The organism is Brevibacterium aurantiacum (genome assembly GCF_900169065.1).
GTDB lineage: Bacteria > Actinomycetota > Actinomycetes > Actinomycetales > Brevibacteriaceae > Brevibacterium > Brevibacterium aurantiacum.
The window spans coordinates 12,099-35,942 of sequence record NZ_FXZB01000030.1 but is presented as its reverse complement, the minus strand read 5'-3'; the positions used below and the strand labels follow the sequence as shown (position 1 = coordinate 35,942).

25 protein-coding genes and 2 pseudogenes are annotated in these 23,844 nt (G+C 58.6%); 10 read left to right on the top strand and 17 right to left on the bottom strand.

Going from position 1 to position 23,844, the window contains the following annotated elements; all coding sequences use genetic code 11:
- From BAUR9175_RS16970 to BAUR9175_RS16960, 3 genes are all read right to left on the bottom strand, one after another.
- Nucleotides 1-951 (bottom strand): IS1634 family transposase (locus tag BAUR9175_RS16970; protein ID WP_257944363.1); only part of this gene is annotated, 951 nt, incomplete at its 3' end.
- 53 nt (nucleotides 952-1,004) lie between these two features.
- Entirely contained in the window at nucleotides 1,005-1,505 is a 501-nt protein-coding gene (locus BAUR9175_RS16965; protein WP_069599197.1) for a hypothetical protein, read from the bottom strand.
- Entirely contained in the window at nucleotides 1,502-1,708 is a 207-nt protein-coding gene (locus BAUR9175_RS16960) for a hypothetical protein (protein WP_069599198.1), read from the bottom strand. Before BAUR9175_RS16960 ends, BAUR9175_RS16965 begins: the two co-directional genes overlap by 4 nt.
- Before the next feature lie 443 nt (nucleotides 1,709-2,151).
- Here BAUR9175_RS16960 and BAUR9175_RS16955 point away from each other — a divergent pair, with 443 nt between their 5' ends.
- Complete coding sequence (locus BAUR9175_RS16955) at nucleotides 2,152-2,976, top strand: hypothetical protein (protein ID WP_125240290.1); 825 nt, start codon at nucleotides 2,152-2,154, stop codon at nucleotides 2,974-2,976.
- 108 nt (nucleotides 2,977-3,084) lie between these two features.
- On the opposite strand, the gene BAUR9175_RS16950 is transcribed toward BAUR9175_RS16955, so the two are convergent.
- Complete coding sequence (locus BAUR9175_RS16950) at nucleotides 3,085-3,555, bottom strand: hypothetical protein (RefSeq protein ID WP_069599200.1); 471 nt, start codon at nucleotides 3,553-3,555, stop codon at nucleotides 3,085-3,087.
- Nucleotides 3,556-3,736: 181 nt separating this feature from the next.
- On the opposite strand from BAUR9175_RS16950, the gene BAUR9175_RS16945 reads away from it, so the two are divergent.
- Nucleotides 3,737-4,384, top strand: a complete 648-nt coding sequence (locus tag BAUR9175_RS16945; RefSeq protein ID WP_125240291.1) for an immunity protein CdiI family protein — start codon at nucleotides 3,737-3,739, stop codon at nucleotides 4,382-4,384.
- Between the two features lie 265 nt (nucleotides 4,385-4,649).
- Here BAUR9175_RS16945 and BAUR9175_RS16940 read toward each other — a convergent pair whose 3' ends face one another.
- The 3 genes from BAUR9175_RS16940 to BAUR9175_RS16925 form a co-directional block, all read right to left on the bottom strand.
- The gene (locus BAUR9175_RS16940) at nucleotides 4,650-5,186 is read right to left on the bottom strand and encodes a hypothetical protein (RefSeq protein WP_069599202.1); all 537 of its coding nucleotides are present in this window, start codon (nucleotides 5,184-5,186) and stop codon (nucleotides 4,650-4,652) included.
- 169 nt (nucleotides 5,187-5,355) lie between these two features.
- The gene (locus BAUR9175_RS16930; protein WP_069599203.1) at nucleotides 5,356-6,000 is read right to left on the bottom strand and encodes an SAR2788 family putative toxin; all 645 of its coding nucleotides are present in this window, start codon (nucleotides 5,998-6,000) and stop codon (nucleotides 5,356-5,358) included.
- Entirely contained in the window at nucleotides 5,985-6,782 is a 798-nt protein-coding gene (locus BAUR9175_RS16925) for a S8 family peptidase (RefSeq protein ID WP_165770839.1), read from the bottom strand. The genes BAUR9175_RS16930 and BAUR9175_RS16925 overlap by 16 nt, the downstream gene beginning before the upstream one ends.
- 569 nt (nucleotides 6,783-7,351) lie before the next feature.
- On the opposite strand from BAUR9175_RS16925, the gene BAUR9175_RS16920 reads away from it, so the two are divergent.
- Nucleotides 7,352-7,843 carry an SRPBCC family protein gene (locus BAUR9175_RS16920; RefSeq protein ID WP_083248606.1) on the top strand — a complete coding sequence of 164 codons (492 nt, stop codon included), beginning with the start codon at nucleotides 7,352-7,354 and terminating at the stop codon, nucleotides 7,841-7,843.
- Between the two features lie 485 nt (nucleotides 7,844-8,328).
- Here the strand turns inward: BAUR9175_RS16920 and BAUR9175_RS16915 are convergent, their stop codons facing one another.
- On the bottom strand, nucleotides 8,329-8,766 hold the full coding sequence (locus BAUR9175_RS16915; RefSeq protein ID WP_069599205.1) for a GNAT family N-acetyltransferase: 438 nt from the start codon (nucleotides 8,764-8,766) through the stop codon (nucleotides 8,329-8,331).
- Nucleotides 8,767-8,892: 126 nt separating this feature from the next.
- Here BAUR9175_RS16915 and BAUR9175_RS16910 point away from each other — a divergent pair, with 126 nt between their 5' ends.
- Nucleotides 8,893-9,561: a ribonuclease FAU-1 family protein gene (locus BAUR9175_RS16910; RefSeq protein ID WP_069601218.1), complete on the top strand. Its 669-nt coding sequence runs from the start codon at nucleotides 8,893-8,895 to the stop codon at nucleotides 9,559-9,561.
- Nucleotides 9,542-10,114, top strand: a complete 573-nt coding sequence (locus BAUR9175_RS16905) for an NUDIX hydrolase (protein WP_069599206.1) — start codon at nucleotides 9,542-9,544, stop codon at nucleotides 10,112-10,114. The genes BAUR9175_RS16910 and BAUR9175_RS16905 overlap by 20 nt, the downstream gene beginning before the upstream one ends.
- Nucleotides 10,115-10,184: 70 nt before the next feature.
- On the opposite strand, the gene BAUR9175_RS16900 is transcribed toward BAUR9175_RS16905, so the two are convergent.
- The 3 genes from BAUR9175_RS16900 to BAUR9175_RS16890 are packed head-to-tail and all read right to left on the bottom strand — an operon-like array spanning nucleotide 10,185 to nucleotide 13,162.
- The gene (locus BAUR9175_RS16900; protein ID WP_180959270.1) at nucleotides 10,185-11,090 is read right to left on the bottom strand and encodes an AAA family ATPase; all 906 of its coding nucleotides are present in this window, start codon (nucleotides 11,088-11,090) and stop codon (nucleotides 10,185-10,187) included.
- Complete coding sequence (locus BAUR9175_RS16895; RefSeq protein ID WP_051505134.1) at nucleotides 11,077-12,522, bottom strand: TnsB C-terminal domain-containing protein; 1,446 nt, start codon at nucleotides 12,520-12,522, stop codon at nucleotides 11,077-11,079. The genes BAUR9175_RS16900 and BAUR9175_RS16895 overlap by 14 nt, the downstream gene beginning before the upstream one ends.
- Nucleotides 12,523-12,541: 19 nt before the next feature.
- Nucleotides 12,542-13,162 carry a recombinase family protein gene (locus tag BAUR9175_RS16890; protein ID WP_101584631.1) on the bottom strand — a complete coding sequence of 207 codons (621 nt, stop codon included), beginning with the start codon at nucleotides 13,160-13,162 and terminating at the stop codon, nucleotides 12,542-12,544.
- 187 nt (nucleotides 13,163-13,349) lie between these two features.
- On the opposite strand from BAUR9175_RS16890, the gene BAUR9175_RS16885 reads away from it, so the two are divergent.
- The 3 genes from BAUR9175_RS16885 to istB all read left to right on the top strand — a co-directional run bounded on the left by BAUR9175_RS16885 (nucleotide 13,350) and on the right by istB (nucleotide 16,172).
- The gene (locus BAUR9175_RS16885; protein ID WP_125188290.1) at nucleotides 13,350-13,565 is read left to right on the top strand and encodes a hypothetical protein; all 216 of its coding nucleotides are present in this window, start codon (nucleotides 13,350-13,352) and stop codon (nucleotides 13,563-13,565) included.
- A 125-nt stretch (nucleotides 13,566-13,690) separates the two neighbouring features.
- On the top strand, nucleotides 13,691-15,361 hold the full coding sequence (istA, locus tag BAUR9175_RS16880) for an IS21 family transposase (RefSeq protein WP_069600091.1): 1,671 nt from the start codon (nucleotides 13,691-13,693) through the stop codon (nucleotides 15,359-15,361).
- A gap of 1 nt (nucleotide 15,362) precedes the next feature.
- Nucleotides 15,363-16,172 (top strand): IS21-like element helper ATPase IstB, encoded by an 810-nt coding sequence (istB, locus tag BAUR9175_RS16875; RefSeq protein ID WP_069600090.1) that lies wholly within the window; start codon nucleotides 15,363-15,365, stop codon nucleotides 16,170-16,172.
- Nucleotides 16,173-16,278: 106 nt separating this feature from the next.
- Here the strand turns inward: istB and soxR are convergent, their stop codons facing one another.
- The 4 genes and pseudogenes from soxR to BAUR9175_RS16855 form a co-directional block, all read right to left on the bottom strand.
- A complete protein-coding gene (soxR, locus tag BAUR9175_RS16870; protein WP_206426704.1) occupies nucleotides 16,279-16,704 on the bottom strand; it encodes a redox-sensitive transcriptional activator SoxR in 426 nt (141 codons plus the stop codon).
- Between the two features lie 14 nt (nucleotides 16,705-16,718).
- Nucleotides 16,719-17,705: an IS481 family transposase gene (locus BAUR9175_RS16865; RefSeq protein ID WP_055082838.1), complete on the bottom strand. Its 987-nt coding sequence runs from the start codon at nucleotides 17,703-17,705 to the stop codon at nucleotides 16,719-16,721.
- A 63-nt stretch (nucleotides 17,706-17,768) separates the two neighbouring features.
- Complete coding sequence (locus tag BAUR9175_RS16860) at nucleotides 17,769-18,533, bottom strand: MerR family transcriptional regulator (RefSeq protein ID WP_069600088.1); 765 nt, start codon at nucleotides 18,531-18,533, stop codon at nucleotides 17,769-17,771.
- A 136-nt stretch (nucleotides 18,534-18,669) separates the two neighbouring features.
- Nucleotides 18,670-20,094 (bottom strand): annotated as a pseudogene (locus BAUR9175_RS16855) (MFS transporter); the annotation flags it as partial.
- 377 nt (nucleotides 20,095-20,471) lie between these two features.
- Between BAUR9175_RS16855 and BAUR9175_RS16850 the strand changes: the two are divergent.
- Nucleotides 20,472-21,539: an IS110 family RNA-guided transposase gene (locus tag BAUR9175_RS16850; protein ID WP_101584626.1), complete on the top strand. Its 1,068-nt coding sequence runs from the start codon at nucleotides 20,472-20,474 to the stop codon at nucleotides 21,537-21,539.
- 133 nt (nucleotides 21,540-21,672) lie between these two features.
- Nucleotides 21,673-21,828, top strand: a pseudogene (locus BAUR9175_RS16845) (ISL3 family transposase); the annotation flags it as partial.
- 143 nt (nucleotides 21,829-21,971) lie between these two features.
- Here BAUR9175_RS16845 and BAUR9175_RS19430 read toward each other — a convergent pair.
- Nucleotides 21,972-22,742: a thioredoxin domain-containing protein gene (locus tag BAUR9175_RS19430; protein WP_069600084.1), complete on the bottom strand. Its 771-nt coding sequence runs from the start codon at nucleotides 22,740-22,742 to the stop codon at nucleotides 21,972-21,974.
- Nucleotides 22,730-23,743 (bottom strand): hypothetical protein, encoded by a 1,014-nt coding sequence (locus BAUR9175_RS16840; RefSeq protein WP_241211299.1) that lies wholly within the window; start codon nucleotides 23,741-23,743, stop codon nucleotides 22,730-22,732. Before BAUR9175_RS16840 ends, BAUR9175_RS19430 begins: the two co-directional genes overlap by 13 nt.
- Nucleotides 23,744-23,844: the final 101 nt, after the last annotated feature.

Sequence of the window (23,844 nt, the reverse complement as noted above, 5' to 3'; positions counted from 1 at the left end):
TTTGAACCCGTGACGATGAGCTGATGGGCGGCCAGTGGCCCCGAGGTCCACGGCTGCTGGCCCCCACAGGCAATATCGGTGGTCCCCAACCGCACGATCGGGTGGTCCCCAAAGCTTCAAATACTCAATGAACCGCAGCCCGGCATCATCAATGGCTTTCAGGTTCGCAGCTGAGAGCATTCCGGCATCAGCGACGATGACCATATCGGTGACCCCGTGGCGGTCTTGGAAACCCTTGACGATCGGGATCATCGTGAACGTTTCTGCTTTGTTGCCTTCGAAGCACCCGATCTCTAACGGGAACCCGGTCCGATCGACGAGGAGGCCAACAACGATCTGCGGGTCGACTCGGCGTTCTTTCGAGTACCCGACCTTGCGCAGGCTGTCTTCCTTCTCTGCTTCGAAGTACAGGGTGGTGACATCGTAGAGAATCAATGAGATCCCTGTCGTGGCGACTGAGTAGTCGAAACATTTGCCGGCAATCATGGATCGGTAGTCGTCATCGATGACGCGTTTGAGGCAGGCAGAGAACGTGTTGCGGTGTTTCGTTTCAGCACCGAGCTCGTTCAGGACGCGGATGCTGTCGGATTTCGATGTAGGTTCGACAAGTCTGGCGAGGACGAGCTGGAAGAACGCATTGTCATCGACGACATCGAATCCGAGTCGGTTGTAGGCGGTGTGGATCGTGTCGATGAGCAGACGTGATGTCGATCCCTTTACCCGCCTACGCGATGTTGTCGAGACGTTGCTGCCGGTGTCGAGGTCGAGTGCCAGCTGCCCGGTGGACTCGTTGATTTTCTCGCGGCCGGCTTCTTCAAGTGCTGCGAGTTGGGCTGGGGTGTGGGCGGAGCCGAGGTGTTCGATGACGGTGAGTTTGCCGTGGCGTTTCGTCACGATCTGGACCGCGGTTGCCCCGGACGCGGTCGGGACTTTCCTTAGTCGCAGGCTCATGTACCTATTCTACGGACCCATTTAGTGTCCCGAATCAGGAACTGACGGCACGGTCACCAGCATAAACGCCAGTCGAAACCCGAAACTCGTCCCCAACTGTGCAAGTCAGGAGACCTACCATTTGGTGTGCGGGTGAGGCGAATACCGAACTTCACCACCGCGGCGCCGACAAACCCAACTACACCCAGGACCGTCGCAATGACACCAACCCCCACCAATGCATCCTGCGCAGGACTGATTTGCAGAGTTGTACCATCAACGAGAGCGATGAACCCCGAGATAGCGATACCGACCACAGCGGCACATGTGAGCGCCGCGAGTAGCAGGGCCGTCCCTATGGTGTTTAGCTGGCGCAGCTGGTCACGGCCTCTGGCCGGCCAAGGCCGTTGGTTCAAGACCGAGATAATGAAACTCGTGGCGATGATTGTGAGAGCGACTCCGAAACCGAAAAGAGTCCACATGGTTGAGAAGGCAGCAAGGCCTGCCACGAAGCCAGCTAACAGCGTGCACAGGCCCGCAATGATCAGCACGACGGATAAACGGTCGCTACTCACGAATCTTGCTTTCTGGAAACCTGCCTGCGCATGAGATCGAGCATCTCTTTGCGGTCAGCTTCCTGCCGCTTGAGGTACTTGGTGATCCAGACAGTCGCAACTACGATGCCCGCTACGATGACGAGAAAGACAAACACGGGCAGAAGTGTCATCAGCATGCCAAGGACGCCAAAGCTCGATTCAACGAATCCAAAGTCTTCCATATGCTCGATCCTTTCGGCGCATCTGCGGGCTCTGCCTCATTAGTTGAAAGCGATAAGGCCCATTCTATAGTCTGCGCAAACATCGTATAGGCACGATAGAAGAGGTGCATTGCCGAGATTCAGTGGCGCAACGCCGGGCAGTCAATCCGCTTTCGAAACCGTCGAAAGCGGACGCAGGCCCCTTCGGGAACACGTATTTCTTGCCTTCACCTGCACAAAGTGTCCTGCGGGCGGTCACTTTCCGCCGCGAGCGTTCAATCGTGATCGCGACAATTCCCGTCACGGCCCTGACTCTACGACGAGTGTGCCAAGATCGGCATATGAATGGTTCCAAACCAGATTCCTCTTTGCTATCGCTACCGGCAACGAATAGCACCCGTTCGATCGGTTTCAATACGCTCATTGTTGCCTTCGCCGGGCATCTCATTGCCTGGACTGGCTACGTGGCGATGCATATCTCCGACGAGAGCTTCTACTTGCCTCAGCCCTGGATGATAAGCCTCTCAGGCTTCTTACTGACAGTGGTTGCAACATTCTGCGCAGTCATCATCGGACGGGCTCTCCCCCGCTCTTTCAGGCCCTGGTTCATGATCATCAGTCTCATCGTTCTGATTGGGTCAGGGGTCAGCGAAATAGTCGGGCTGGTATTTTACTCCATGAATACTCCTCCCAGCGGTGTTGTGGACATTGTGGCTAACTCGCTGGCAGTTCTGCCATTCATCGGAGAGCTCGCCTATCCGTTCGTGCTCTCCGGCGTAATCATGTGGGCCGTACGAGTTCCCAACATTGAGCATCAAACAACGCCGCGTACCCGCATCGGTTCAGGTCGTGGCGATCCCGCGTTCGCAACGACTGCGTTCGTCATCTACGCTTCGACACTGGCGACGGGCCTCGCAGTGACCATGTTTCTCATCGTCACTTTCTTCGCTCCCGTGGCCCCTATCAGTGATGAGGGATGGGACACGGAGTTCCTCTGGCTGACAGCAGCCGGGATCGTTGGAGCGATCGGCCTCACTGGCGTTCTCCGTCGACTCTCGACCACGCCCGTGTCAACGACTGTTTCAACGACACTCGCAACGCTCAGCCTCTTCGCTCTGGTCTTCGCCCACCAGTTAAGCAGCCTCTCAGTTGCTCAGGCCGTTTACTCCGACTCGGTCGGAATCGGCGGGACGCTTGTGTGGGTGTTCGCCGCGTTCATGTTCCCCCTCACCGCCGTACTTTTTCTACTGATGGTCCTAATCATCAAGATCCGGTCCCGCAATAAGTGACCCCGCACAAGCTCGGGACGTCTCTGAGACGGGATACGAGGACGGGAGCCAAATAGATTCGGGAGAGCACCATCGATGACACGCGAACTCGCCCTGCAACTTCGCCCGCTATGCGAGCACTACTGCCTTTCGATGTCGACCGACGAGAGGTGAACCGAATGCCAGAATTACCCCCGCGCCCGCCATCGCTGCGCCGACTGCCACGTTCCTTTTCGCGTCGGCACGACATCGAACGATTCCATCCGACAACGGATATCCGTTCGCTTCGGTGATTCGCATAGCGTTGAGACCCGAAGGGCAGGCCCACAGTGCCTCACTGTCCCTATAAGCTCCGGAGCCCAACTGGACCCAGAATCCCCCGGCGATCAGGCCGACTGAGGCGACACCGAGGAGAGTGAGCGACAACCACGCGTGTTGCCTTATCACGATGATGGTCAGGAACCAGACCGCGATGGCGGCACCAACGACGAACCAGCCGAGTAGCACCCACTCCACCCACTGCACATCTTCCATGTGATACAGCTCTACCGATTCGTCAGTGGCTATGATCATCACGTGCACCGAGTCACCATTGCTCACCGCGAACCTCCCTTATACCCCTGCCGTAATAGTCTGATCTCAATATGCCACACCGGCCTCAACGATCCGTGGCACACACTCACAACACTGCGACGAACGAGCGACGGAGGCAGTCGACAGTTCACACAACGACGGCGCCGCCCTTGTCGATAAGAATGACTATTATCCGCAGACGAAACCCGTGATCAGAGACATCGGTCATGCCGCCAGCACACCTGAGAGAGGAGAACGAATTTTGATTCCGGAATCCAAAGGCGCGAAGATCGCCTACATTGCAGTAGCGTCCGTGTCTACACTCCTTGTCGGCTTCTGCATTTTCGTATGGTTGTGGGCAGGCACGATCGAGGATGGTTGGATAAACGCCTATGCGGCAGCGGTCGTGGTTTCGGTGGTCTGTGTTCCGATTGCCCTTGTACCGCTTGGTTGGTCCTTGGGGCTCTCATTCGTTCGGGCAGCTGAAAAGAGAAAGTCCCAGCGTAATCAGACGAAGCCGCGCGCAGAGTTGTGTTCTATGAACTCGCCAATCGAGATTCGATTCTTTCCCGACTGGGGGCGGAAGGAACCGCTGTGGAGCCATGACACCGACGACATTGCAGTGGGGACTTCAGACCTCCCAATTTCAGCGGACCTGGCCGACGATCTCCATGCTTACATGGAGTTCTGGAGCTCTCACTTCAACCCCGTCGTCGATTACCCAGATTCGGGGTGGGACTGCGAAGATAATCACCAATGGTTTATCGATGAGGGCAACCGCCTTATCCGAGAATTGTCTAGCGAACTCGAAGGCAGGGCAACCATCTCTGACGAGCGGGACCCCGACGACCGCTAGGGGTCCCACTTAGCGAAAATAGTTCCCGAATCTATGTCTATCGGGTATACCCTCTTACCGAATCTGTCTATGGCCTGGGCCAAGGTTCGAACAAAACCGTCAAGGACGACACCGCCTTGACGCTGGAAACTGGCCCTCTCTATCTACGACGCCGGTTTCAGTAGCTGTCTGCGCAAACGTCGAGACCCACACGCGCAGAGGCGAGGCCACACTATGCGTGGCCTCGCCCTCGGCTGGAGCGCACCGCCACAGGTGCAGAATCCGGCTATCCCTCGGATTCTTCCTCAGTGTCAGCCTGGGACTGCAACTCAACAAGTTCATCCGCACACCGACTCAGCTCGCCTGCAACCTCAGCCAGTGGTCCTCGTGCCAGCTCGACGAGTTTCATCGCGTAACGCCTATTAAAACTCGTATCAGGACTATTCGCGTCGCCCTCTGCGTATGTGAGGGTGTCCGCAATCTCTTCAAGACTCGACGCCGCGAGCCGGAGCATCCGCTCCCAGCTACGATCTTGGGCGTGTGGCAACCACACCAGACCTAGGGAATAGAGCCCATCGAGTCTTTCCGCTGCAACGAACCGTTCAACTGTTGATAAACGATCCAGCCATGCGCTGATGAACCTGTCGCACAGCTCGGAATGATCAAACTGCAGATCGGGCTTATTATTGTACAAGGTCTCGGCCACGTCAGTGATCGACATGCGCTCAGCGATAGCCAATGCCTGCGTTAGATCATCGTCCTTCGACTCCAGTATCGCTGCGGCCAGCTTCTTCCTACTTGAGAGGGTATCCCCACCATCCATTACTAATCTGACCTCCCTTCTTCGCACAGGTCACCACAATGTACTTCCCCTTATAGGGCATAGCCGCTTGGCGGCCTGATCCCTTTTTATATGTTGAGTGTTTGCCGTTGGCCATTGCGCGGGACATGAGATTCGCGATTTTCCCCCGCGACGTGGCACCAATCTTGTCTCAGTTGTGCCTCTTCGCCCGGATATGCTTCCACTTGTTCGCGTTCTGCTTCAACAAGTACTTCGACGCAGCCTGCTTGATCTTCGACTTCCCTATTTGCTTGATCGCTGCTTTAATCCCGACACGGGCGAGGAGGCCAAGAACCCACAGAATCGGGAATGCCTGCGCATTCACCTGGGCAGAAGAAACCTCAATGGTTTCTCCTGACTGAGCATCTTCGAGAGTTGCAGCGAAGGCTTCATCACCTAAATAGGTGAAATCACGGACGAGTAGTTCGCTTTCAATGTCTTCACCATCGACGACTGCTTCAACCGTCACCGACTGGATCAGCTCATCAAGAGGAGCATCGGAATCCGTGGCGACATCCACACGCGAATCAATACCTTCAGCCTCAACCGAGGTGGAGACTGTGCCACCGACCGCGTCGACGTCTACAGTCGTATCTAGGTTGTCGCCGCCCTCATCAAGCGACTCAACACCTGAGGTCGCCTCATCAGGATCAACAGAGACACTATGTGTGCTGACGCTTGGTACTTCGGTTGGCTCGTCGGCCGCGACCGGTGAAATATTTGCCGTCGACAGCCCCACCGCTAACGCGGTCACCGCTGCAACAGCAGCGACGCTCTTCCTTAAAGAGACTTGCATTCCCTCGGGTCCTTTCCTTGTTCTTCAATGGATTCTTCTATCGCTTGATCGACAGGAGTGTTCCTGCGGGTCTGATCACGAGTGTGTGGAGCAATCAGTGGCCAGCACGCGGCAATCTTTCCCGCAGCAATCGCTGTTGCAGGAGACGTCCCTGAATACGGCTGGGTCCCACCTCCCGGGCTCTTAACGTGGATCTCCTCACCGGAAGCAAGGAGATTCGTGGCTCGAATATTCGTGAATCTCAGACGGTGGCCTGATTTGTTCAGTGCCCCCACTGAGATCACTCCCTCATATTGGGCTGGGTATGAGGCGAAATCTCCAATACCGTTCCCGGCAGCGGAAAAGATGGTCACGCCATCGTTTTGAGCGTGACGGACCGCTTCCTTCAGCTCTGGCGCGTCCATTTCGGTCCCGAGCGCGGCGACGATCATATCCACATCTTGTTGTGTCGCAGTCGTGATCCCAGTCGCCAAGTCTTCAACTTCCCCGACACCAGAAATATCAAGAGCCGGGACGTCGACGATCTCGATCGTCGGAGATCGTGTAGATGGTTTTGCTGACGCGCTTTCAACCATGATCGCGGCCATGGCTGACCCGTGTTCGCTCACTCTCGACGGGGCGCCCGGCACCGAACGAACCTCGATCTTCGCCTTATTCAATGCTGGGTAGGTGGGATCAATTCCTCCATCGATGATTGCGATCCGAACCTTCGAAACAGTTTCTACTGGCGTGAAAACGATGACAATGGCGACCATGGCGAAAACGATGACGACGGCTGCCACCAGGGCACGCTGGACCCACCGGCGGGGATAAACGGGGGCCAGGGCCATCCGGGAGTCTTCTCGCATGGTCTCGCAGTCTGTGAAGAAGGGTGGGGACGATCTTTCATGGGGATAAGCCGTCCTTAAACCTAACAATCCCTGAGTTGGCTTCCGGGGTCGCTCGTGTGAAAGCAATCAAACCGTTACCTGCCGCAGGTCCGGGCATACAGTGTGGGCGCCGCGGGCGCCTCGCACGAAAGTATGAAATTTCGAGACAACTTCGGCCCAGCAGGCCGGATGAGTGCGATCATGTCAATCGAGTATCCCTGCTCACCGAATCTGTCCACTGATTGGGGTTAGGTGCGAACAGAACTGTCGAAGTTCGCACGGGATTGACACTCGAAGGCCGCGGACTCTGCATCTGCAGCGTGTCTCCCTGGTGGCCGAGCCGACATATTGCCGTGGTTTAATGGACTTTCCAGATCCGGCTTGGAATGACGGACCATGCAAGTACGTGTCATCATTCGCTTGTGAAGTACCGGAACATCATTGCGGTATGAGCGCGAGACCATGAGGAGACGGTCACATCGATGGGAAGCAGATACTTCAGCCATACAGAAGAGTTCTTCGTCGAAGCTGACCCCGAAGCAGTCTGGAGGGTTCTCGCCGATCCGACTGCTCTTGCTGGATCACACCCGATTGAAGTGAAGCCTGAGGGTCACATAGCATTGACCGCAGGTGACCGTTGGATTGAATCGCATCGGCAGTGCGGATGTGGAGGCGACGATGTCATATGGACAACACTGGTTGCTGAGAACCCAACAACTTACGTGAAGCGCGGCAGGCAAGCCGGGACTACAATGACCGACACGGTGCGCCTCCGACCAAAGGGATCCGGCTGCATCCTCCGAAACCGCCTGGCCTTCTCCCCAAGCTTTGTCGGCAGGTTCCCAGAAAAACTCGTAACCTGGAGGCGGATCGCGACGGGAAAGCTCCCAAAAATGGTTGTTACTGAGGAATTTCTCGACCGCTTTGCTTGTATTCTGAGCGAGCATCTTGGATGCAGGGTCACCCGCTTGTGAATCTTCCTTGTTGACGTGCAAATATCACCTTGTTGCTCCACAGGTACGGGAAAACTAGAGTAGCTACGATGGAAGCCCGTAGGCCGTAGCAGATCCTAAACTCGCGCTGGGGAAGCACTACAACATCAATAAGCCTTCCGCCCGATCGCAAATCAACTGTCCAAAGCGACGATGATGGCGAGGAGGAGCATGCTTCGTAGTAGCAACCGTGCGCTTACGATCGCGAGCACAGTATCTAAAGATTTCTGTCAAAGGAGTATACCCCTTTGACATTCAAGATCTCGACCGGAAGAATGTGTGAGCTTCAGCGGTAAATGGCGGTGTTCTGTCAGCGTATTTTGGCGGCAGTGCTCTCACCGCCCGCTCGCATCGCACGATGCTTTGCAGGTTTCATCAGTCATAGAACAACAAGCGATACCGCTATTACGAGTTGTCAGGCCGTTATCGCGATAGCGCCTTCGCTTGAAGCAGCGCGAACCCCGGAACTATGGGTGACGAAGCAGGTGGTGAGTGTCCGTTTCCCCGACCTCAGCGAAGCCTTCACGTTCGTACAATCGCTTTGCTCTGGCATTCACTTTGTGAACCTGAAGCATCGTTCCATGGCCAGCCTTTGCAGACTGTTCAACCACCCAACTGAGGATGGCGGCACCGACGCCTTGACCCTGACTATCCGGAGCAACTTCCATGAGCTCTAGCCACGTGTCTTCCTCGCGCCTTCCCAGATACAGCGCGCCGACGTCCACGCCGTCTAACCCAAGCACGAACACCTCATGTTCCTCAACAAGCGGGCGGAAAAACTCTTGCTGCTGTACAGCGATCCACGGACCATAGGCCGCTTCCACCAATTCCTTGTGAGCGTCTTCATGAAGCTGGAACAACCAAGCTTCGTCCTTGTACGTAGCCGCGCGGGTCGAAATCGTCATCTATCCATTCTGCTACAAAGCGGACACCAAACCTGTGAGGTTCAGCGATAAGTGGCGGTGCTTTTCCATTGCACAGTGGCGATGCAGATGATTTAGGGGCTCGGCATGTCCTGGTATGTTGCGAGCATGAGTGATCAGCAGCATCAGCGTTGGCAACGAGGCGACAGAATTTTCTGGACTTACCGCGACCCAGACTTTCCCGGACTCGTGGATCAACGGCCAGTAACTGTAATCGCTGATGATGATCAGCACCTTGCCGTGTGGATGGCCGCGGGGACACGAATGCTCTATCAAGTCAGTGCTGATGGGCAGGACCTGCGCTCCCTCAGCGGGACAGATCGCTTCACCGCCCCACGAGCCCAAGCAGTCAGAAACTGGGTAGGCTCCGGGATACTTGCAGTCTTCCAGCCAAACACCATGTACTCTGTCTGGTTCTTCGAGACAAAGGCGGGAATCCGTAACTCCTATTACGTGAACATCGAAGAAGAATTCACACGGTCGGATTCCGGCATCGAAACCTCAGACCTCGTGCTCGACGTTCTCGTCAGCCCTGATCGCATCTACGCTTTCAAAGACGAAGATGAACTTGAGCTCGCCCACCGCGCCGGGGTGTTCTCGACAGCCAAGGTGGAGCAGATCAGACAAGTGGCACAGCAAGCCGTGAAAGATGTCGAGCACTGGGAATTCCCGTTCAACGCCGGATACGAGGGCTTTCAGCCGGACCCCGATTGGACCGTGCCTACTTTGCCTGCCGATGCCAACTGGGAGTTTGAAGATGTCGCAGGAGGAGACTAAGTGGGAGACTGTTGATCGCCGCCAGATTCACCAAGGGCGTGTAGTGCTTTTCGAGCACACCGTTACTCTCCCCGACGGTTCGCAAACTCACTACGAGGTCGACGAGAGTGTTCCATTCGCGGCCGCGGTTCTTGTCGTTAACGGCGATCACGTATTGGTCACTCGGCAGTATCGTTACCCGATAGATCGCTGGATCTTCGATCTACCTGCCGGTGGAGCCGAAGATGGCGAGGAGCCGATAGACACGGCCCGTCGCGAACTTGAGGAAGAAGCGGGGATTGTGCCGACAAGCTTGATGTCCCTCCATACCTTCTTCTTGAACCCTGGCCGGGCAAGCTGGCCCGTGCACCTCTTCTTTTCGTCAGAGGCAACGATAAAGGGGACCGCAGCTCGAGACGATCCGGCGGAGCAGGTTAGCGCTGTTTGGCTACGTGTAGAGGAGCTGGATTCGATGATCACAAAAGGTGAAATCGTCGATCCAACGCTGATCATTGCGCGGACGATGGCCGCAAGTCGCGGACTTATGTCGCCTCTTAAACCTTTAGTTTTATGAGACGTCAGATCCACCTCGGCGTGACTTCAGCTGTGAGTCGCAGCGGTAAATGGCACGTTTCTCACGGCGTTTAGTGGCCGATGAGGAGAGCCTGCCGCGCGGCCTCGACAACCTCGGGTGTCAACTCGTTCAGATTGTTCACAGTCTGCACGCGCTCGATCTGGGTGAGTAAACGGTCGACAAGGCGGAAGTTGCCTGCGGTGATCCGGACGATAGTCGCGATCGCGGTTGCGTGGGCGACGCCACCATCGGTTGCATCGCCTTCAGCAGGAAGTCGTCTGGCCAAGACTGCGGTGAGTTCATCCGCGCTCAGCTGACGATACTCGTGGGCGAAGCCGATACGGCTGTAGAGCTGCGGATAGCGGGCGAGGCGTTTCTCGATGCCCGGCATGCCAATGAGGATGACGCCCATGTGGTGATGGTCGAAGTAGTCACGGACTTGTTCAAAGCCGGTGGCCTTGAGACGATCGGCTTCGTCAATGATCAGCAGCTCGGTGCGTCCACTGGAGCGGGACTCGGTATGAACGTAGGGGTCGACTATGCCGTGCTCGGCGAAGTCGACGGCGAAGGAAATGCGTTGGCATGCTCGGGGCAGGCTCTGGTCTATTTGTTTCGGGGTGGCCATGACCGTGGGGGTGAAGAACGCGGTGCGGGCCTCAAGAACGCGTTCCGGCACAGGGCCGAGGGTGTCGGTGAAAAGGGATTCCCATTGTTCCCAGTCATCGACACCGGAGTAGTGCCGGGCGGAAAGTGTCTTGCCGACCCCAGGTGGTCCCCAGCACAGGCCGATATAGCGATGAGTGCGCACCGCGTCGGCGAACTCTGCGAAGCGGCGATGCTCATGAGTTGTCTGGAACGGTGGCAAGTCCGGCCGTGGCGGAGCGCTGGAGTTGATCTCCCCGAAATCGCCGAAAAGGAATCGGCTTCCATCATCGTCTTTGCTGAGGAGACTGTGTTTTGGGTCAGTCGGTGGCATAGAGACGCAATCCGTGTCGTGGTGGGGCTTCGTCGACGTCAACTGGTTCCGCTTCGGGTGGTTCAGGCGGGGGGACATAACGGATATCGGTGGGTAGCGCGTCGGCGAGGCTGCGGCGGTGGCGTAACTGTCGCTTGAGGTCACGGCGACGTTGCGACCGGGCAGCCTGCAGCTCTCGTAGCGAGACGGACTCGGCGGCGAGTTCGGGAGCGATCGCGCGGCAGAGGTAGTCATCGTTGAAATAGACGCGGATCTCGCCGACGTCGCGCGGGTCGAACCGGACGGTGACCTGTTCACCGACGTAGGCGGCCAGTACCGGGGAGACATACCGGGTGGAGGCGAACTGGATCCCGTCGCGTTGAACCTTCCTTGTAGTCGCCGCAGTCAGCAGAAGTAGGTCCAAATCCTCCGGTCGCGCCGGGGCGCGCGGGATGAAGCCGGAGGATGCCCAGCGGTGGACGGGCGCGTGGTGGGTTTCCGAATGGGGGCGCTGGTTGTATTCGGTGACGATGAATCTTTCCAGGATCGCGTCGAGTTGCTCAAGACTGAACGCCGGGTCCGTGAGGGGTTCTCCGTTCGTTCCGTGCGGGATATACCCGGGTAGGTGCGGCAAAAGCTCGGTGGTGATGGAGCCATAGAACCGCTCGATCTTTCCTCGCCCCTGCGGAACGCCGATGCGTGAGTGGATGAGCTGGATCTGTGTGTCCAAGCAAACCCGTTCGAGGCGGACAGAGGTGAAGTCCGAGCCGTGATCGGAATAGAGCACATCTGGCAGACCGCAGACCGGCCAGGCAGGATTCGTCTTCTGATTGACCGCTTGGTGTAGTGCCAGCGCTGTCTGTTCGGCTGATGGGGCACCCAGGAAGAGGGTGTAGCCGGTTACGGCGCGGGAGTAATCATCAAGTAGCACCGTCAACCACGGCCGAACCGGCTCGCCAGCTTGGTCGAGTACCACAACGTCCAAGAGCGTGTGATCGGCCTGCCATTGCTCATTCGGGCTCGTTGCGGAGCGGCGGAAAACCAACTCGAACTGGTCCCGGTAGGCGGCATCGCCGTGCTGGGCGAGTGTGCGCAGGCCCGGGTCGATGGCACCAATGATCGCTCGCACACTGGAATAGCTCGGCGCAGTCAGTCCCCGATTGGCAGCGATGCCGCTGACTCGGCGATGAACGAACGCGACTGTGGGCTCGGGGCGGCGAAGCGCCAGAGCTTCGATCATCTCCACAATCTCGGGCAGTATTCGCCTCGTACCGTTGTCAGCTCGCCGGAGGCGTTGCAGGCCATTGGACGTTGGGATAGCGCGATACTTCGCGGCCCAGCGTGACAATGTTCGCACTGGCACGCCTGATTCGGCCGCGATCCGTGTCCAGGGGACACCGTCATCGTGCTGGCGCAGCAGAGCGAGCCTCTCCTCTGGGGTCCTCTGCGCCATGACGGTCACCAGTCCTGGATCAGGTCTCGGGATCGGCGGCAGTCTTCGGCGCGACTGTCACCGCTTCGGGAGGCCGCGGTGGTAGGTGGCGATACAGGCTGGTACGGGTGATCCCGGTTTTGGCCACGATATCGGCGATGGTGTGTCCGGTCGTGCGCAGGTGCTCGGCGTAGGCCAGTTTGTCCGGATCCACCACTGATGGCCGTCCGATGCGTCGGCCCTTCGCGGTCGCTACCGCTCGAGCGTGGGCGGCACGCTCCAGGGTGTATGTGCGTTCCATTTGTCCGAACAACGCCAGCAGCACGACCGATAGCTGCGCCATCGGATCATCCGGGTTCGACGAGTCCACTCTGATCGGGTCGGCGAGGTTGCGCACACCGATGTTGCGTTCGGAGAGGTCATGGATCAGGTTCAGAGTATCGCGCACCGTTCGCCCGAGCCGATCGAGAGTGTGGACGACGATCACATCTCCGTCGCGGGCGTATTCCATGACTGCACGCAGTCCGGGGCGGTCGACCGTGGACCCAGACTTCTTGTCCACATAGATCCGTTCGGCCGCGATGCCGGTCTGGGCCAGAGCATCGATCTGTCGATCCAAGTCTTGTTTGACCGTCGAAACCCGCGCGTATCCCAATTCCATGCGCCCAGCGTACCAATATTCGTGTCTGTACGGAATGGATGGGACGTTGATTTGGGCCTTACTTATGGGACGGAAAATCAGGCCCTGGCCCGATCGATGAGGTAGCTCGTCCTCGGTGTCCCACTACCAAGGAACTGGAACGTCGCGATGAAAGCGCAGCCAACGCCAGAGAATTAGACTTGGCACGATGAGCATGAAAGGTATCGTCGAGACGATGGAACGCCGACAGATCGGTTTGTATCTGCTGGCGATTGTTGCCGGTGGTGTGTTCGGTTGGCTGGTTCCCTCCACGTCCGAGACGCTGGAACACTGGATCAACCCGGTCCTTGGATTGCTTCTCTATGCGACGTTTTTGGGAATTCCTTTCGCCGCGATTGGGCGAGCCGTGGTTATGACAGTGTGAAGTGGCCCCGGCATGACGGTTTCATTTGGCCCCACCCGCGACTCGCCGATGGTGTTGCGACGGCCACAACTGGCCCCACCCGAACCTAGAAGAACCTACTGGTTCAACAGAACGGGGCCACCACCTTGGAGTCACGAGTGGAACTCTTCGCCACCATCCGCCGCGACGCCCGCATCGAAGGACTCTCGATCCGAGCTCTCGCCAAACGCCATAACGTGCACCGCCGCACTATCCGGCAAGCCCTCGACAGTGCTGAACCGCCACCACGGAAGCCAGCGCGAAGAACATCGCCGAAGCTTGATCCCTACAAACCGGCGATCGACGCGATGCTGTGCTCGGATCTCGACGCACCCAGGAAACAACGCCACACAGCAACCAGGATCCTGAACCGGCTGATCGACGAACACGACGCCCTAGGCGTCTCGTATTCCACGGTCCGGGACTACGTGCGGGTCCGCCGGGCAGAAATCGATACTGCTGCCGGCAGGCGTAAAGAAGTCTTCATCCCCCAACACCATCCACCCGGTGCTGAAGCAGAGGTCGATTTCGGGGAAGTCTGGATCATCCTCGACGGGGTGAGAAGGAAGTGTCACATGTTCGTCTACCGACTCTCCTACTCCGGTAAAGCCATCCACCGTATCTACCCGACCTGTGGTCAGGAAGCATTCCTCGAAGGCCACATTGACGCTTTCAACACTATTGGCGGTATCCCGACCAGGCATATCCGCTACGACAACCTCACCGCCGCTGTCACCACAGTCCTCCACGGCAAAGACCGGCGGCGGAAGGAAAACGACCGGTGGGTACTGTTCGCCTCGCATTACGGATTCGACCCCTTCTACTGCCAACCCGGCATCACAGGCGCCCATGAGAAAGGCGGTGTCGAAGGAGAAGTCGGATGGTTCCGCCGCAACCACCTCACCCCCATGCCCGAAGTCGCCTCCCTGACCGAACTCAACGAACACATCAAAGCTTGGGAAGCCGACGACGACGCTCGGCGGATTAGTGGGAAACTGACCACCATCGGCGACGACTACGCTACTGAACGGGATTTGTTGGCTCCGCTGCCGACTGAAGCCTTCGATCCTGGGCTGGTGTTGCATCCGAGGGTGGATCGGTCCTCGATGATCACCGTGCGGATGATGAAGTACTCCGTGCCCGCGCATCTCATCGGCCGGAAAGTCCGCGTCTCCCTCCGCGCCTCACACCTACAGATCTACGACGGCCACCAGTTGGTGGCCACGCATCCACGGGTCGCTTCTCGTGGTGGGCATGTGGTCGATCTCGACCATTACCTCGAGGTCCTCAAACACAAACCCGGAGCCCTCCCCGGATCCACAGCCTTAGCAGCCGCCCGTACTTCCGGTGCGTTCACACCAACCCATGATGCGTTCTGGGCAGAGACTCGGAAAGTCAACGGCGATTCTGAAGGAACGAAAGAACTCATCGACGTTCTCCTCCTCCACCGGTCACTCCCCGCTGACGCCGTGATCGCAGGAATCAGTGCAGCACTGAAGATCGGGGCGGTGTCGGCGGAGGTCGTCGCGATCGAAGCCCGCCGCCACACACCCACTGGTGGGGCCACCCCGGACCGTCATCCCGCTGCACATCGTGATGAGCAAGGGCAGAAGGTTGTCTCCCTGACTCAGCGCCGACTCACCGACCCAGACGCAGTGATCGCGGGACTCCCACCCGATACCAGACCGATCCCCTCAGTCGCTGACTACGACCAGCTGCTCCCACGCCGAACCACACCAACTCCTGCTGAGAACATTCCGAAAGCGAGTACACCCTGATATGGCCACACCACCCACCACGGTCACGAATAGTCTGCGGCGACGCCGCAACATGACCGAAGAAGCCGCCCTCGCAGCGATCGACCAAGCTTGCCGCCGGCTACGCTTGCCCACGATCCGCGCCGTTCTCGACGAAGCCATCACCGTCGCCGGGAAAGAACAACTCTCCTATCCAGGGTTCCTCGCCGAACTCCTCCTGGCCGAGGTTGATGATCGTGACCGTCGTTCAACGATCCGGCGGGTGAAGGCGGCTCAGTTCCCGCGGAGTAAATGGCTCGGTGACTTCGACTTCGACGCCAACCCCGACATTGAAGCCGCGACCATCAACCAGCTTGCGACCGGTGAGTGGATCCGCAAGGGCGAACCCTTGTGTTTGATTGGGGATTCCGGGACCGGGAAATCACATCTCCTCATCGGTCTGGGTACCGCGGCCGCCGAACAGGGCCACCGGGTCCGGTACACATTGGCTACCCGCCTGGTCAACGAGTTGGTTGAAGCTGCTGATGAGAAAACGTTGGCGAAGACCATCGCCCGCTACGGACGGGTAGACCTGTTGATCATTGACGAGCTCGGATACATGGAACTCGACCGCCGCGGTGCCGAACTCCTCTTCCAAGTCCTCACCGAACGAGAAGAAAAGAATTCGATCGCGATCGCGTCGAATCAATCATTCTCGGGGTGGACAGATACGTTCACCGACCCGAGACTGTGTGCTGCGATCGTTGACCGCCTCACCTATCACGGGACGATCATTGAGACCGGCACGCACTCCTACCGACTCGCCCACACCAAAGAAACCGTGGGACGTTGAGTGCACGCAGCACTTGCTCCCGCGAATTCGTGACCCCTAGGAGTTTTGGACCACGAGTTAACCGACGGAGACACGCCTGTTACTCCCCAGTTCGTCGTTCCGGAACCTAGGTTTTCGGGGGAAGTAGGTGTTCTTGGATTCGGACAGGTCCGGGACCGCGCTCTTGGAGATTATCGTCGGCATTGAGCAATGAGCATGCCTTCATCGAGAGGCACCCACAGCCGATGCAGCCGGTGAGTTCGTATTCGAGTGCTTCAATCTGGCGTCGGCGGTCTTCAAGCTGTCGTTTCCAGATGCGTGATACGTATTGCCAGTCTTTGTGGGTCGGCGCATGATCGGTGGGTAGTTTCGCAAAGATTCGCGCGACGTCCGTTAGGGGAATTCCGAGGCGTTTGGCAACCAGGATCAGAGAGATTCGGCGGAGCATGTGCCTGGCGTAGATGCGCTGATTCCTGCTTGTGCGCTCACTGATGACAAGTCCTCTACGTTCGTAGAAATGTAGCGCGGACGCGGATACTCCAGTACGCCGCATAACGTCTCCGATACCTAGCTGTACTGATCGGGGACGTTGATTAATCGCGAGAAGGGCGGCTGGTTACCGCAGGCCGTGTGGGGGCGGTGCTGGTTGTAGTGGTGCAGCCAGCCATTGAGCGCGTCGCGGCGCTCATGCTCGCTGCGGTAGCAACGGGCATAGGCCCACCCGTCAGCCATGGTGCGGTGGAAACGCTCGACCTTTCCGTTTGTCTGTGGGCGGTACGGGCGGGTGCGCTTCGGGATGATCGACAGGACCTCGCACGTGTCGCGCCAAAGGTACGAGCGGTACGCACCGCCGTTGTCTGACAACACTCGCTCAATCGTGACGCCACGGTCGGTGAACCAGCTGGCGGCCCGACGTAGGACACCGACGGCAGTGACGGCTGTTTCGTCGTCGTGAACCTCGGTGTAGGCGACGCGGGAGTGGTCGTCGATGACGGTGTGTACGAATGCGTATCCGAGCTTTGGGTTGCCGTAGGCGTTGCGTGACTTGTCCTGTGTCGCGGCGCGGTTCTTCTCGCCTTGGCGGCGGCCGACGTAACGCCAGCCGCCACCGTCGGGGATGTTGCCGAGCTTCTTCACGTCCACATGCACCATCGATCCCGGATGGTCATGCTCATACCGGCGGATGGGCTCACCGGTTTCGCGGTCGACATAGGCGAGTCGGTTCAATCGGGCCGATCGCAGGATTCGATGGACCGTCGACGGCGCGATGTTGAGTCTCGCAGCGAGCTGGACCGGCCCTTCCCGCAGACGCATCCGCAGGCTGACGCACCTCTTCGTCACAGTCTTGGGTGTCTTGCCCGGAGATCTCCGCGGCCGCGAGGAGCGGTCCTGCATCGGTTCGCCGGCGAGGTAGCGGTCGACCCAGCGCTTGACCGTCGGCCAGGACACTTGGAAGCGGGCCGCTACTTCACTGATCCGCCACCCCTGGTCGACGACCAGGTGGGCAACTTTCAGCCTGTGGCGCGGGGTAAGGGCCGCATTTGCATGGCTCATTGAGGCTCACATCCAGGCGACGGCTCGACAACGCCGCTGGCCCCGTTTGCCGTGGCCGACAAATCAGTGCCGCTCGCGAACAGGGGCCTGCAGGGTGACGTGCCCCGTCGCGCTGTTGACCTGCCGGTAGACTCCAAAGCTGGTCAGGTGTCGCTTCTCCAGCTCGGTCTCGATGAGGATCCAGGCATCCGCGATGCTCTCTGGGGGCACATCGAACGTGACCGTTACGCCTTCCGGGACCTCCGGTACGACGATCCTGCTGACCGCCTCAGATTCGGATTGCGTCATAGTCCCGGCCGAGACGGTGATCTGGTCGTCGCGCGTGCCGTCGTACAGAAGCACGATCTCTTCATCGGATTGCGGGAGACGCCGGTACAACTCGCTCACGGCGTGACCGATCTCGGTCTCATCAAGGACGGCGGTGCTCAGCCCCCAGAAATTGAGGCTGGGCAGTGCGGTGAGGGACAGATTCATGATGATCTCCATGGACTTGTTCTGGATGATGTCCAGCCGGTGCTGAACGTGGACCAGACGTGTTGAAGCCTCGGTGATCTCCCGCTGCAAGGCATCTACCTGGTGAATCAGAAGCGATTCCAGCGTGGACTGCCCGATCTGCGGATCGAGCAGCTGCCCTATCTCGGCCAAACCGAACCCGAGCGCGCGCAGCTCCGTGATGGCTCGCACGCGCCCTAGCTGGCTGTCTTGGTAGCGCCGATAGCCGGTCACGGGGTCGGTTACAGCTGGGGTCAGCAACCCCTCGTCTTCCCAGTGCCGTAGCATGCGCCGCGAGACACCGGTGCTATGCGCGATCTCTCCGATGCTCAACATGTCGACTCCCACCAGACCGCATCACACAGTGTCAAGGTCAAGGCTCCCAGAGAAAGTCACTCTACTAACGTCTCCGGTCAGTACACCTAGCGGCTGTGCCGGATCAACGTGACGGGCCGGCGATTGCGGGGGACCGTCAGATTTCTGAGGCATTAGTTTCCTTCTCGTGAGCCGACGTACTGCGAGTGAATAGTAGGACTGTAACTATGAGGGTGAGGATCAAACACAGAGTGCCAACACCGATCTGAGTGAAGTGCCACGACCCAGTAAAAGCGTCGATCTCGAGATTGTGCGCCGCGCTACAGGGCTCGGCGAGGTGACCTGCGGACACATCAGAGGCATGCTTCGCATTATCGAGCCGTTCGGTCAATACCGCCAGCAACGACGCGCTGAACACGGCGATCACCAACGCCTCGGCAGCGCCCCGCACCGTGTTGAGGAATCCGGCCGCGGTTCCTACGAGCCGTGAGGGAATAAGTGCCATGGCTTGCCCATCGGTAATTCCAAACGATGTTCCCATGCCTATCCCGATCAGCAATAGTGGGACGACCACCGGTCCCATTGTGTGCTCCGGACGCAGCGCAAGCAGGCCCGCGTTGCCGAAAACAACCAGCACAAGAGCGATCAGGATCAACAGCCGCGCCGAGAAGCCTCGGTTGACGAGCATGGCTGCGAGCATCGGTGCGACCAATACTGGCGCGGTCAGCAGCAGCATGAAGAACCCAGCCGCGATCGGAGTGTATCCGGAGACGGACTGCAAATAGGTAGGGAGGAACACCAACACGCCGAGGAACCCGATCGAGGTAGTCAGCGTTGCCAGACACCAGCCCACGAAACCACGATGGGCGACCAGTTCAGGGGCAAGGATCGGTGCGCTGCTACGCCGCTGCGACAGGGCGAACACGATTGCCGCAGCGAGACCGATCCCGAACCCGACTAGGACCGTGGGGTGTGCCCATCCGTATTCTGGGCCTTCGAGGAGGCTGAACATGAAGGCGCTTAGCGTGACCACGAACAGGGTACTCCCAATCCAGTCGGTCTGAGCGGCCTTATCGCGGGACTCGGTCAAGCGAGTGGCGGCGATGGTGATAATCACGGCGACAGCGGCGAAGACGCTGAAGCTTCCTCGCCATCCCACCGCACTGATTAAGGCTCCGACCAGGCTAGGTCCGACAGCGATTCCGACTCCGGCCATAGTTCCCATCAGCGCGAACGCCCGATTCCGAGCAGCACCCTCGTAGGTGTGAGCTAACAATGCGCCGCCTGCTGCCATCATTCCTGCACCGCCGACTCCGGAAACAATCCGTGCAATATCGAGGAATTGAATCGTGGGGGCACATGCCGTGGCTACGAATCCAGCCGCGAATAGCGCCGCCGCGATGACGAAGACGCGGCGGCGTCCTGCACGATCAGACGCCGCACCGACAACCAGGGTCATCGCTGCGAACGCGAGGTTGTAGCCTGCGACTACCCAGTTCAGTAATGAGCCGGCAGCAGAGAGCTCTCTGCCGATATCGGGCAGGGCGATCGCGGTTCCGGATATCGACATTGCCACCAATGCGACCCCAACTAAAACAGTCGGGAGTGTGAACCTGGCTGCGGTGCGAGGTGTTGATTGTTCTAACCGTGCATCAGCTTTAGGGGCTCTTCACTATAGATCTTGTGGACTAGTTAGTCTGACTTCTCGAAGGACGTGGCGGTCTCTACCAAACGGATCGATGATGGTCTTGTGGTCGGGTCTGACTCATGGCTCTTCTGACACCCCGCTGTCTGGGGTTGTCCTGTTTACGACGTGTCGACTGGCTCGGCTCACTGTAATAAGTGCAGCCCAGCAGGCCGTCATGTCCTGATAGGAGTCTGGCGTGTCCCCGATAGTGAACTGACTGACGCCGGCTGAGCTGCGCACCCGAGAACTCGAAAAGAAGGGGCGCAGTTCCTATGATGAACGATAAGCAGGTTAAGGTCTACGGCGGGATCGACACGCACGCGGACACACATCACCTCGCGGTGATCGACCAAGCCGGGCGCCGGCTGGCTGATGCCCAAATACCGACTACCGCGACTGGGTACCAGGCGGCATTACGATTCTTGGGTTCCTGGCCTGGATTGGTCAGCGTGGGCATCGAATGCACCGGCTCCTATGGAGCCGCGGTCACCCGAGTTGTGCGGGAGGCAGGCATCACAGTGTTCGAGGTGAATCGACCTAACCGCTTCGACCGGCGACTCCACGGCAAGAGCGATCCCTTCGATGCTTATTCCGCCGCTGAAGCTGTGCTGGGTGGCCGAGTCAGCGCGGCGCCCAAGGGCGGGGACGGGCTGGTGGAGTCGCTACGAGTACTACGGACCTCAAGGTCCTCGGCGCTGCAGGCCCGGACTGCGACGATCAATCAGATTAAGGGGATGCTGATCACAGCCCCAGAGGATCTACGTACGCGTTACAAGGGCCTGTCGACCCCCAAACTGATTGCAGCACTGGCGGCATCGCGACCCACACCGACACCGGTCACCGCCGCCGAAGCCACGGCCTACAGCCTGCGGCTGCTGGCCAGGCGCTGGCAAGCACTGACCGGGCAGATAGAGGACTTGGCTGGGCACCTGCAGCGACTACTAGACGACCACGCCCCCGACCTGATGAGGGTCTTCGGCTGCGGCCGAGATACCATCGCGCAACTATTGATCACCGCCGGGGACAACCCTGATCGGCTACGTTCAGAAGCCGCGTTCGCAGCACTGGCCGGGGTCTGCCCAATCCCGGCATCGTCGGGTAAGACCAAACGCCACCGACTCAACCGCGCTGGGGACCGGCAGGCAAACTCGGCGCTTTATCACATCGTGATGGTGCGGCTGCGTTACAACCAGGAGACCCGCGACTACGTGGCGCGACGAACTGCTGAAGGCAAGACCAAGATGGAAATCATCCGCTGCCTGAAGCGTTACCTCGTCCGCCAGCTCTACCCCCTCATCGTCGAGACTCTTCATCCCAGAAAAGAGGTGGCCGCCGCTTGACGAAACACTATAGGAGTGTCGTAATTGAGAGTGTAGATCGGTGATTCCAGGACACGGCGAGTCGCTGCCTGGATAGACGTCGAGGTCTTCCGATGATGGAAGTTCTCACACAGTCCATCCGAAAGACCTCGACGTGTCCAAGCCTACTTTCTTCACCCCTGACCTCACGACATTTTGCCGACTCGACGCCCTCGACCTGACTTGTATCGGCCAGCATGTCACCGGGCACAAAGCCATTCTGGAATGTCGGCCGAACACAGCAGATGACTGGTGCCGTCGGTGTGGTGGCCGGGTCTGCTTTGGGATTCCGCAACCTCACGCACTACATCGCGAGAAGTCTGCTCGAGTCCGGCGGTTTCAGGCCGACCTTACATTCTCAATCACGATAGGGCTGAAAACGGCAGATGATCAGATGGCATATGCCGATCTGCTTCAGGCAGACTCACTACGGCCCACATTGACGATGACCGGGCCGTCGATCTTACTTGCTCGCGCAGCTTCGAGCATGAAGGCAACAAGCGTCGACGCACTCGCAGCAGACCACTCGGGAACATCGAACACTGCACGTAACACCATCGGTGACGAACGCAACGCCCACCGATCATCGAACGTGGCCCTAGAGTTTTCGTCGGTCAACGTACGGAGCATGATACCGCCGGTATGCGTGGCTTCAAACCAATTTTCGACCGCGGAATCGCGTAATCGCGCCCGGGGAGTCGTAAATAGGTTCACGGTGGCTTTGGTTGGCTCTGTCGCACCGTCGACTGCTGCGAACTGGTCGAGGAGCGTCTGGATCCACACGGGGTCGGCCGGCGCAACGTGCCCCGGGATCTGAATGCTGAACGACGATATCGACAGGCTCCCTAACTGGGCGACGGTATCGGCAGCTGCATGAACGAACAGCGGCACAAGCATAGCTGGTGGAACTCCGCCAAGATGTTCGATCTGAAACCATCCAAGCTCCCCCCTCAGCGTTCGCAGAGTCTCTGCGCCGCCGAATGCCCAGAAGCCCTCATGTGCTTCAAACGCCTTGTTGGCGGAGCTCTGCGGGCTCAAAGCCGTGCACAGTCCGAAGAACCGCGCAAACGCGCCATCTTCGTCGATTTCGCCCGCTTGGATACCTCTGTGGATTGCCTCCGTGACCTCCAATGTACCGTCGACACTGACGATGATTGGGTCAGTCGAACCTTTCACAATGTGCATTTAAGAGTCCTTGCGCTTGTGTAGAGCTTATTGGGGGAATCGAGGTATCCAATGAGATTGACATCCACCCAGCTACGCCATTGTTTTCTAGCCTGCGACCTACACGTCATCCGGGCGTTGGCTCTCTTCGAAGTGCCCGGCCCGATTGTCTTCACCCCAGCCTTGCCCCTTCTGTTCCACGACGAAGTCTTCTTCGGCTTGTACTGCAGCTGCACCGTGACCTTCGCTTTCGTCGCTTTGGCCGTGCCTTTGATCCACCACCCGTGACCTGAAGCCTGACCTCTAGTGACATGGACATAGTCACCCCTCGTGTAGAAGACGGCGACCGCAGCCTGCGCCACAATCGGGTAAACGCTCTTCGGCTCGGGGTCCACGGTCTGCACCAGTCGATTCCCTTCGATGGAATAGTGAGAGTCGACTTCGGCCCCGGAAGCGTCGTGCGAAACCGGTTGTTCGACCACACCGACCAGCACGTCGTCCTTGTACAGCGCCACCGCACCGGTCTTCTGCAGAACAGGTGCAACATCTTCGGTGAAATCGTACTGGGTCGTCTTCGCGGCGTCAGGCCCTGCCAAAAGAACACTGGCGCTAATCGCACCATTGTCGAGGATCTGCATCGCATGGGCTGCCTCGGTCCCGCTTCGATGCATGATGGTGGTGCCATCGGTTGTCACAGACAGATCTTTCGGCGCGGCATGTTCTGTAACCGAGAGTCCAACATCGACTCGATCGTCGACGCTGGTGGAGGCTCGCAAGCTTCCATCTGCGCTCAGAGATGTCACGACGCCATCGCGGCTCCACGTGACCTCTTCGTCGCTGGTATCAAGTGCGGTGGGCATTGCGACCGGCTGTGACTGCGAGTTGTCAAGCGCCACTTGAGCATCGTCTGGTCGCTCAAGAAGGCCTGAAGAGGTCTGTGCCTGGACTGGGGATGTGGTTGGCAGTGCGATAGCAAGGGCTAGGGCGAGCGAACCCGCCTTCACCAATGGATGAATTGTCACTTTGGGGATCTCCATATGTCACAGGGGCTTCGGTGCCATAGTGGGCAGTATCGAAGTTGACCAGGGTGGTCTGAACTCATTCTGGAGAGTCGGACTGCAAA

Coding starts and splice junctions, on each gene's coding strand:
- BAUR9175_RS16940 (WP_069599202.1), bottom strand. CDS start 5,186: ATGGATGGTGGGGATACCCTCTCAAGTAGGAAGAAGCTGGCCGCAGCG.
- BAUR9175_RS16900 (WP_180959270.1), bottom strand. CDS start 11,090: ATGCCACCGACTGACCCAAAACACAGTCTCCTCAGCAAAGACGATGAT.
- BAUR9175_RS16930 (WP_069599203.1), bottom strand. CDS start 6,000: ATGCAAGTCTCTTTAAGGAAGAGCGTCGCTGCTGTTGCAGCGGTGACC.
- istB (WP_069600090.1), top strand. CDS start 15,363: ATGGCCACACCACCCACCACGGTCACGAATAGTCTGCGGCGACGCCGC.
- BAUR9175_RS16865 (WP_055082838.1), bottom strand. CDS start 17,705: ATGAGCCATGCAAATGCGGCCCTTACCCCGCGCCACAGGCTGAAAGTT.
- BAUR9175_RS16920 (WP_083248606.1), top strand. CDS start 7,352: ATGGGAAGCAGATACTTCAGCCATACAGAAGAGTTCTTCGTCGAAGCT.
- BAUR9175_RS16890 (WP_101584631.1), bottom strand. CDS start 13,162: ATGGAATTGGGATACGCGCGGGTTTCGACGGTCAAACAAGACTTGGAT.
- BAUR9175_RS16895 (WP_051505134.1), bottom strand. CDS start 12,522: ATGGCGCAGAGGACCCCAGAGGAGAGGCTCGCTCTGCTGCGCCAGCAC.
- BAUR9175_RS16905 (WP_069599206.1), top strand. CDS start 9,542: ATGTCGCAGGAGGAGACTAAGTGGGAGACTGTTGATCGCCGCCAGATT.
- BAUR9175_RS16910 (WP_069601218.1), top strand. CDS start 8,893: ATGAGTGATCAGCAGCATCAGCGTTGGCAACGAGGCGACAGAATTTTC.
- BAUR9175_RS16915 (WP_069599205.1), bottom strand. CDS start 8,766: ATGACGATTTCGACCCGCGCGGCTACGTACAAGGACGAAGCTTGGTTG.
- BAUR9175_RS16885 (WP_125188290.1), top strand. CDS start 13,350: ATGAGCATGAAAGGTATCGTCGAGACGATGGAACGCCGACAGATCGGT.
- BAUR9175_RS19430 (WP_069600084.1), bottom strand. CDS start 22,742: ATGCACATTGTGAAAGGTTCGACTGACCCAATCATCGTCAGTGTCGAC.
- BAUR9175_RS16850 (WP_101584626.1), top strand. CDS start 20,472: ATGATGAACGATAAGCAGGTTAAGGTCTACGGCGGGATCGACACGCAC.
- BAUR9175_RS16960 (WP_069599198.1), bottom strand. CDS start 1,708: ATGGAAGACTTTGGATTCGTTGAATCGAGCTTTGGCGTCCTTGGCATG.
- soxR (WP_206426704.1), bottom strand. CDS start 16,704: ATGCGGCGTACTGGAGTATCCGCGTCCGCGCTACATTTCTACGAACGT.
- BAUR9175_RS16860 (WP_069600088.1), bottom strand. CDS start 18,533: ATGTTGAGCATCGGAGAGATCGCGCATAGCACCGGTGTCTCGCGGCGC.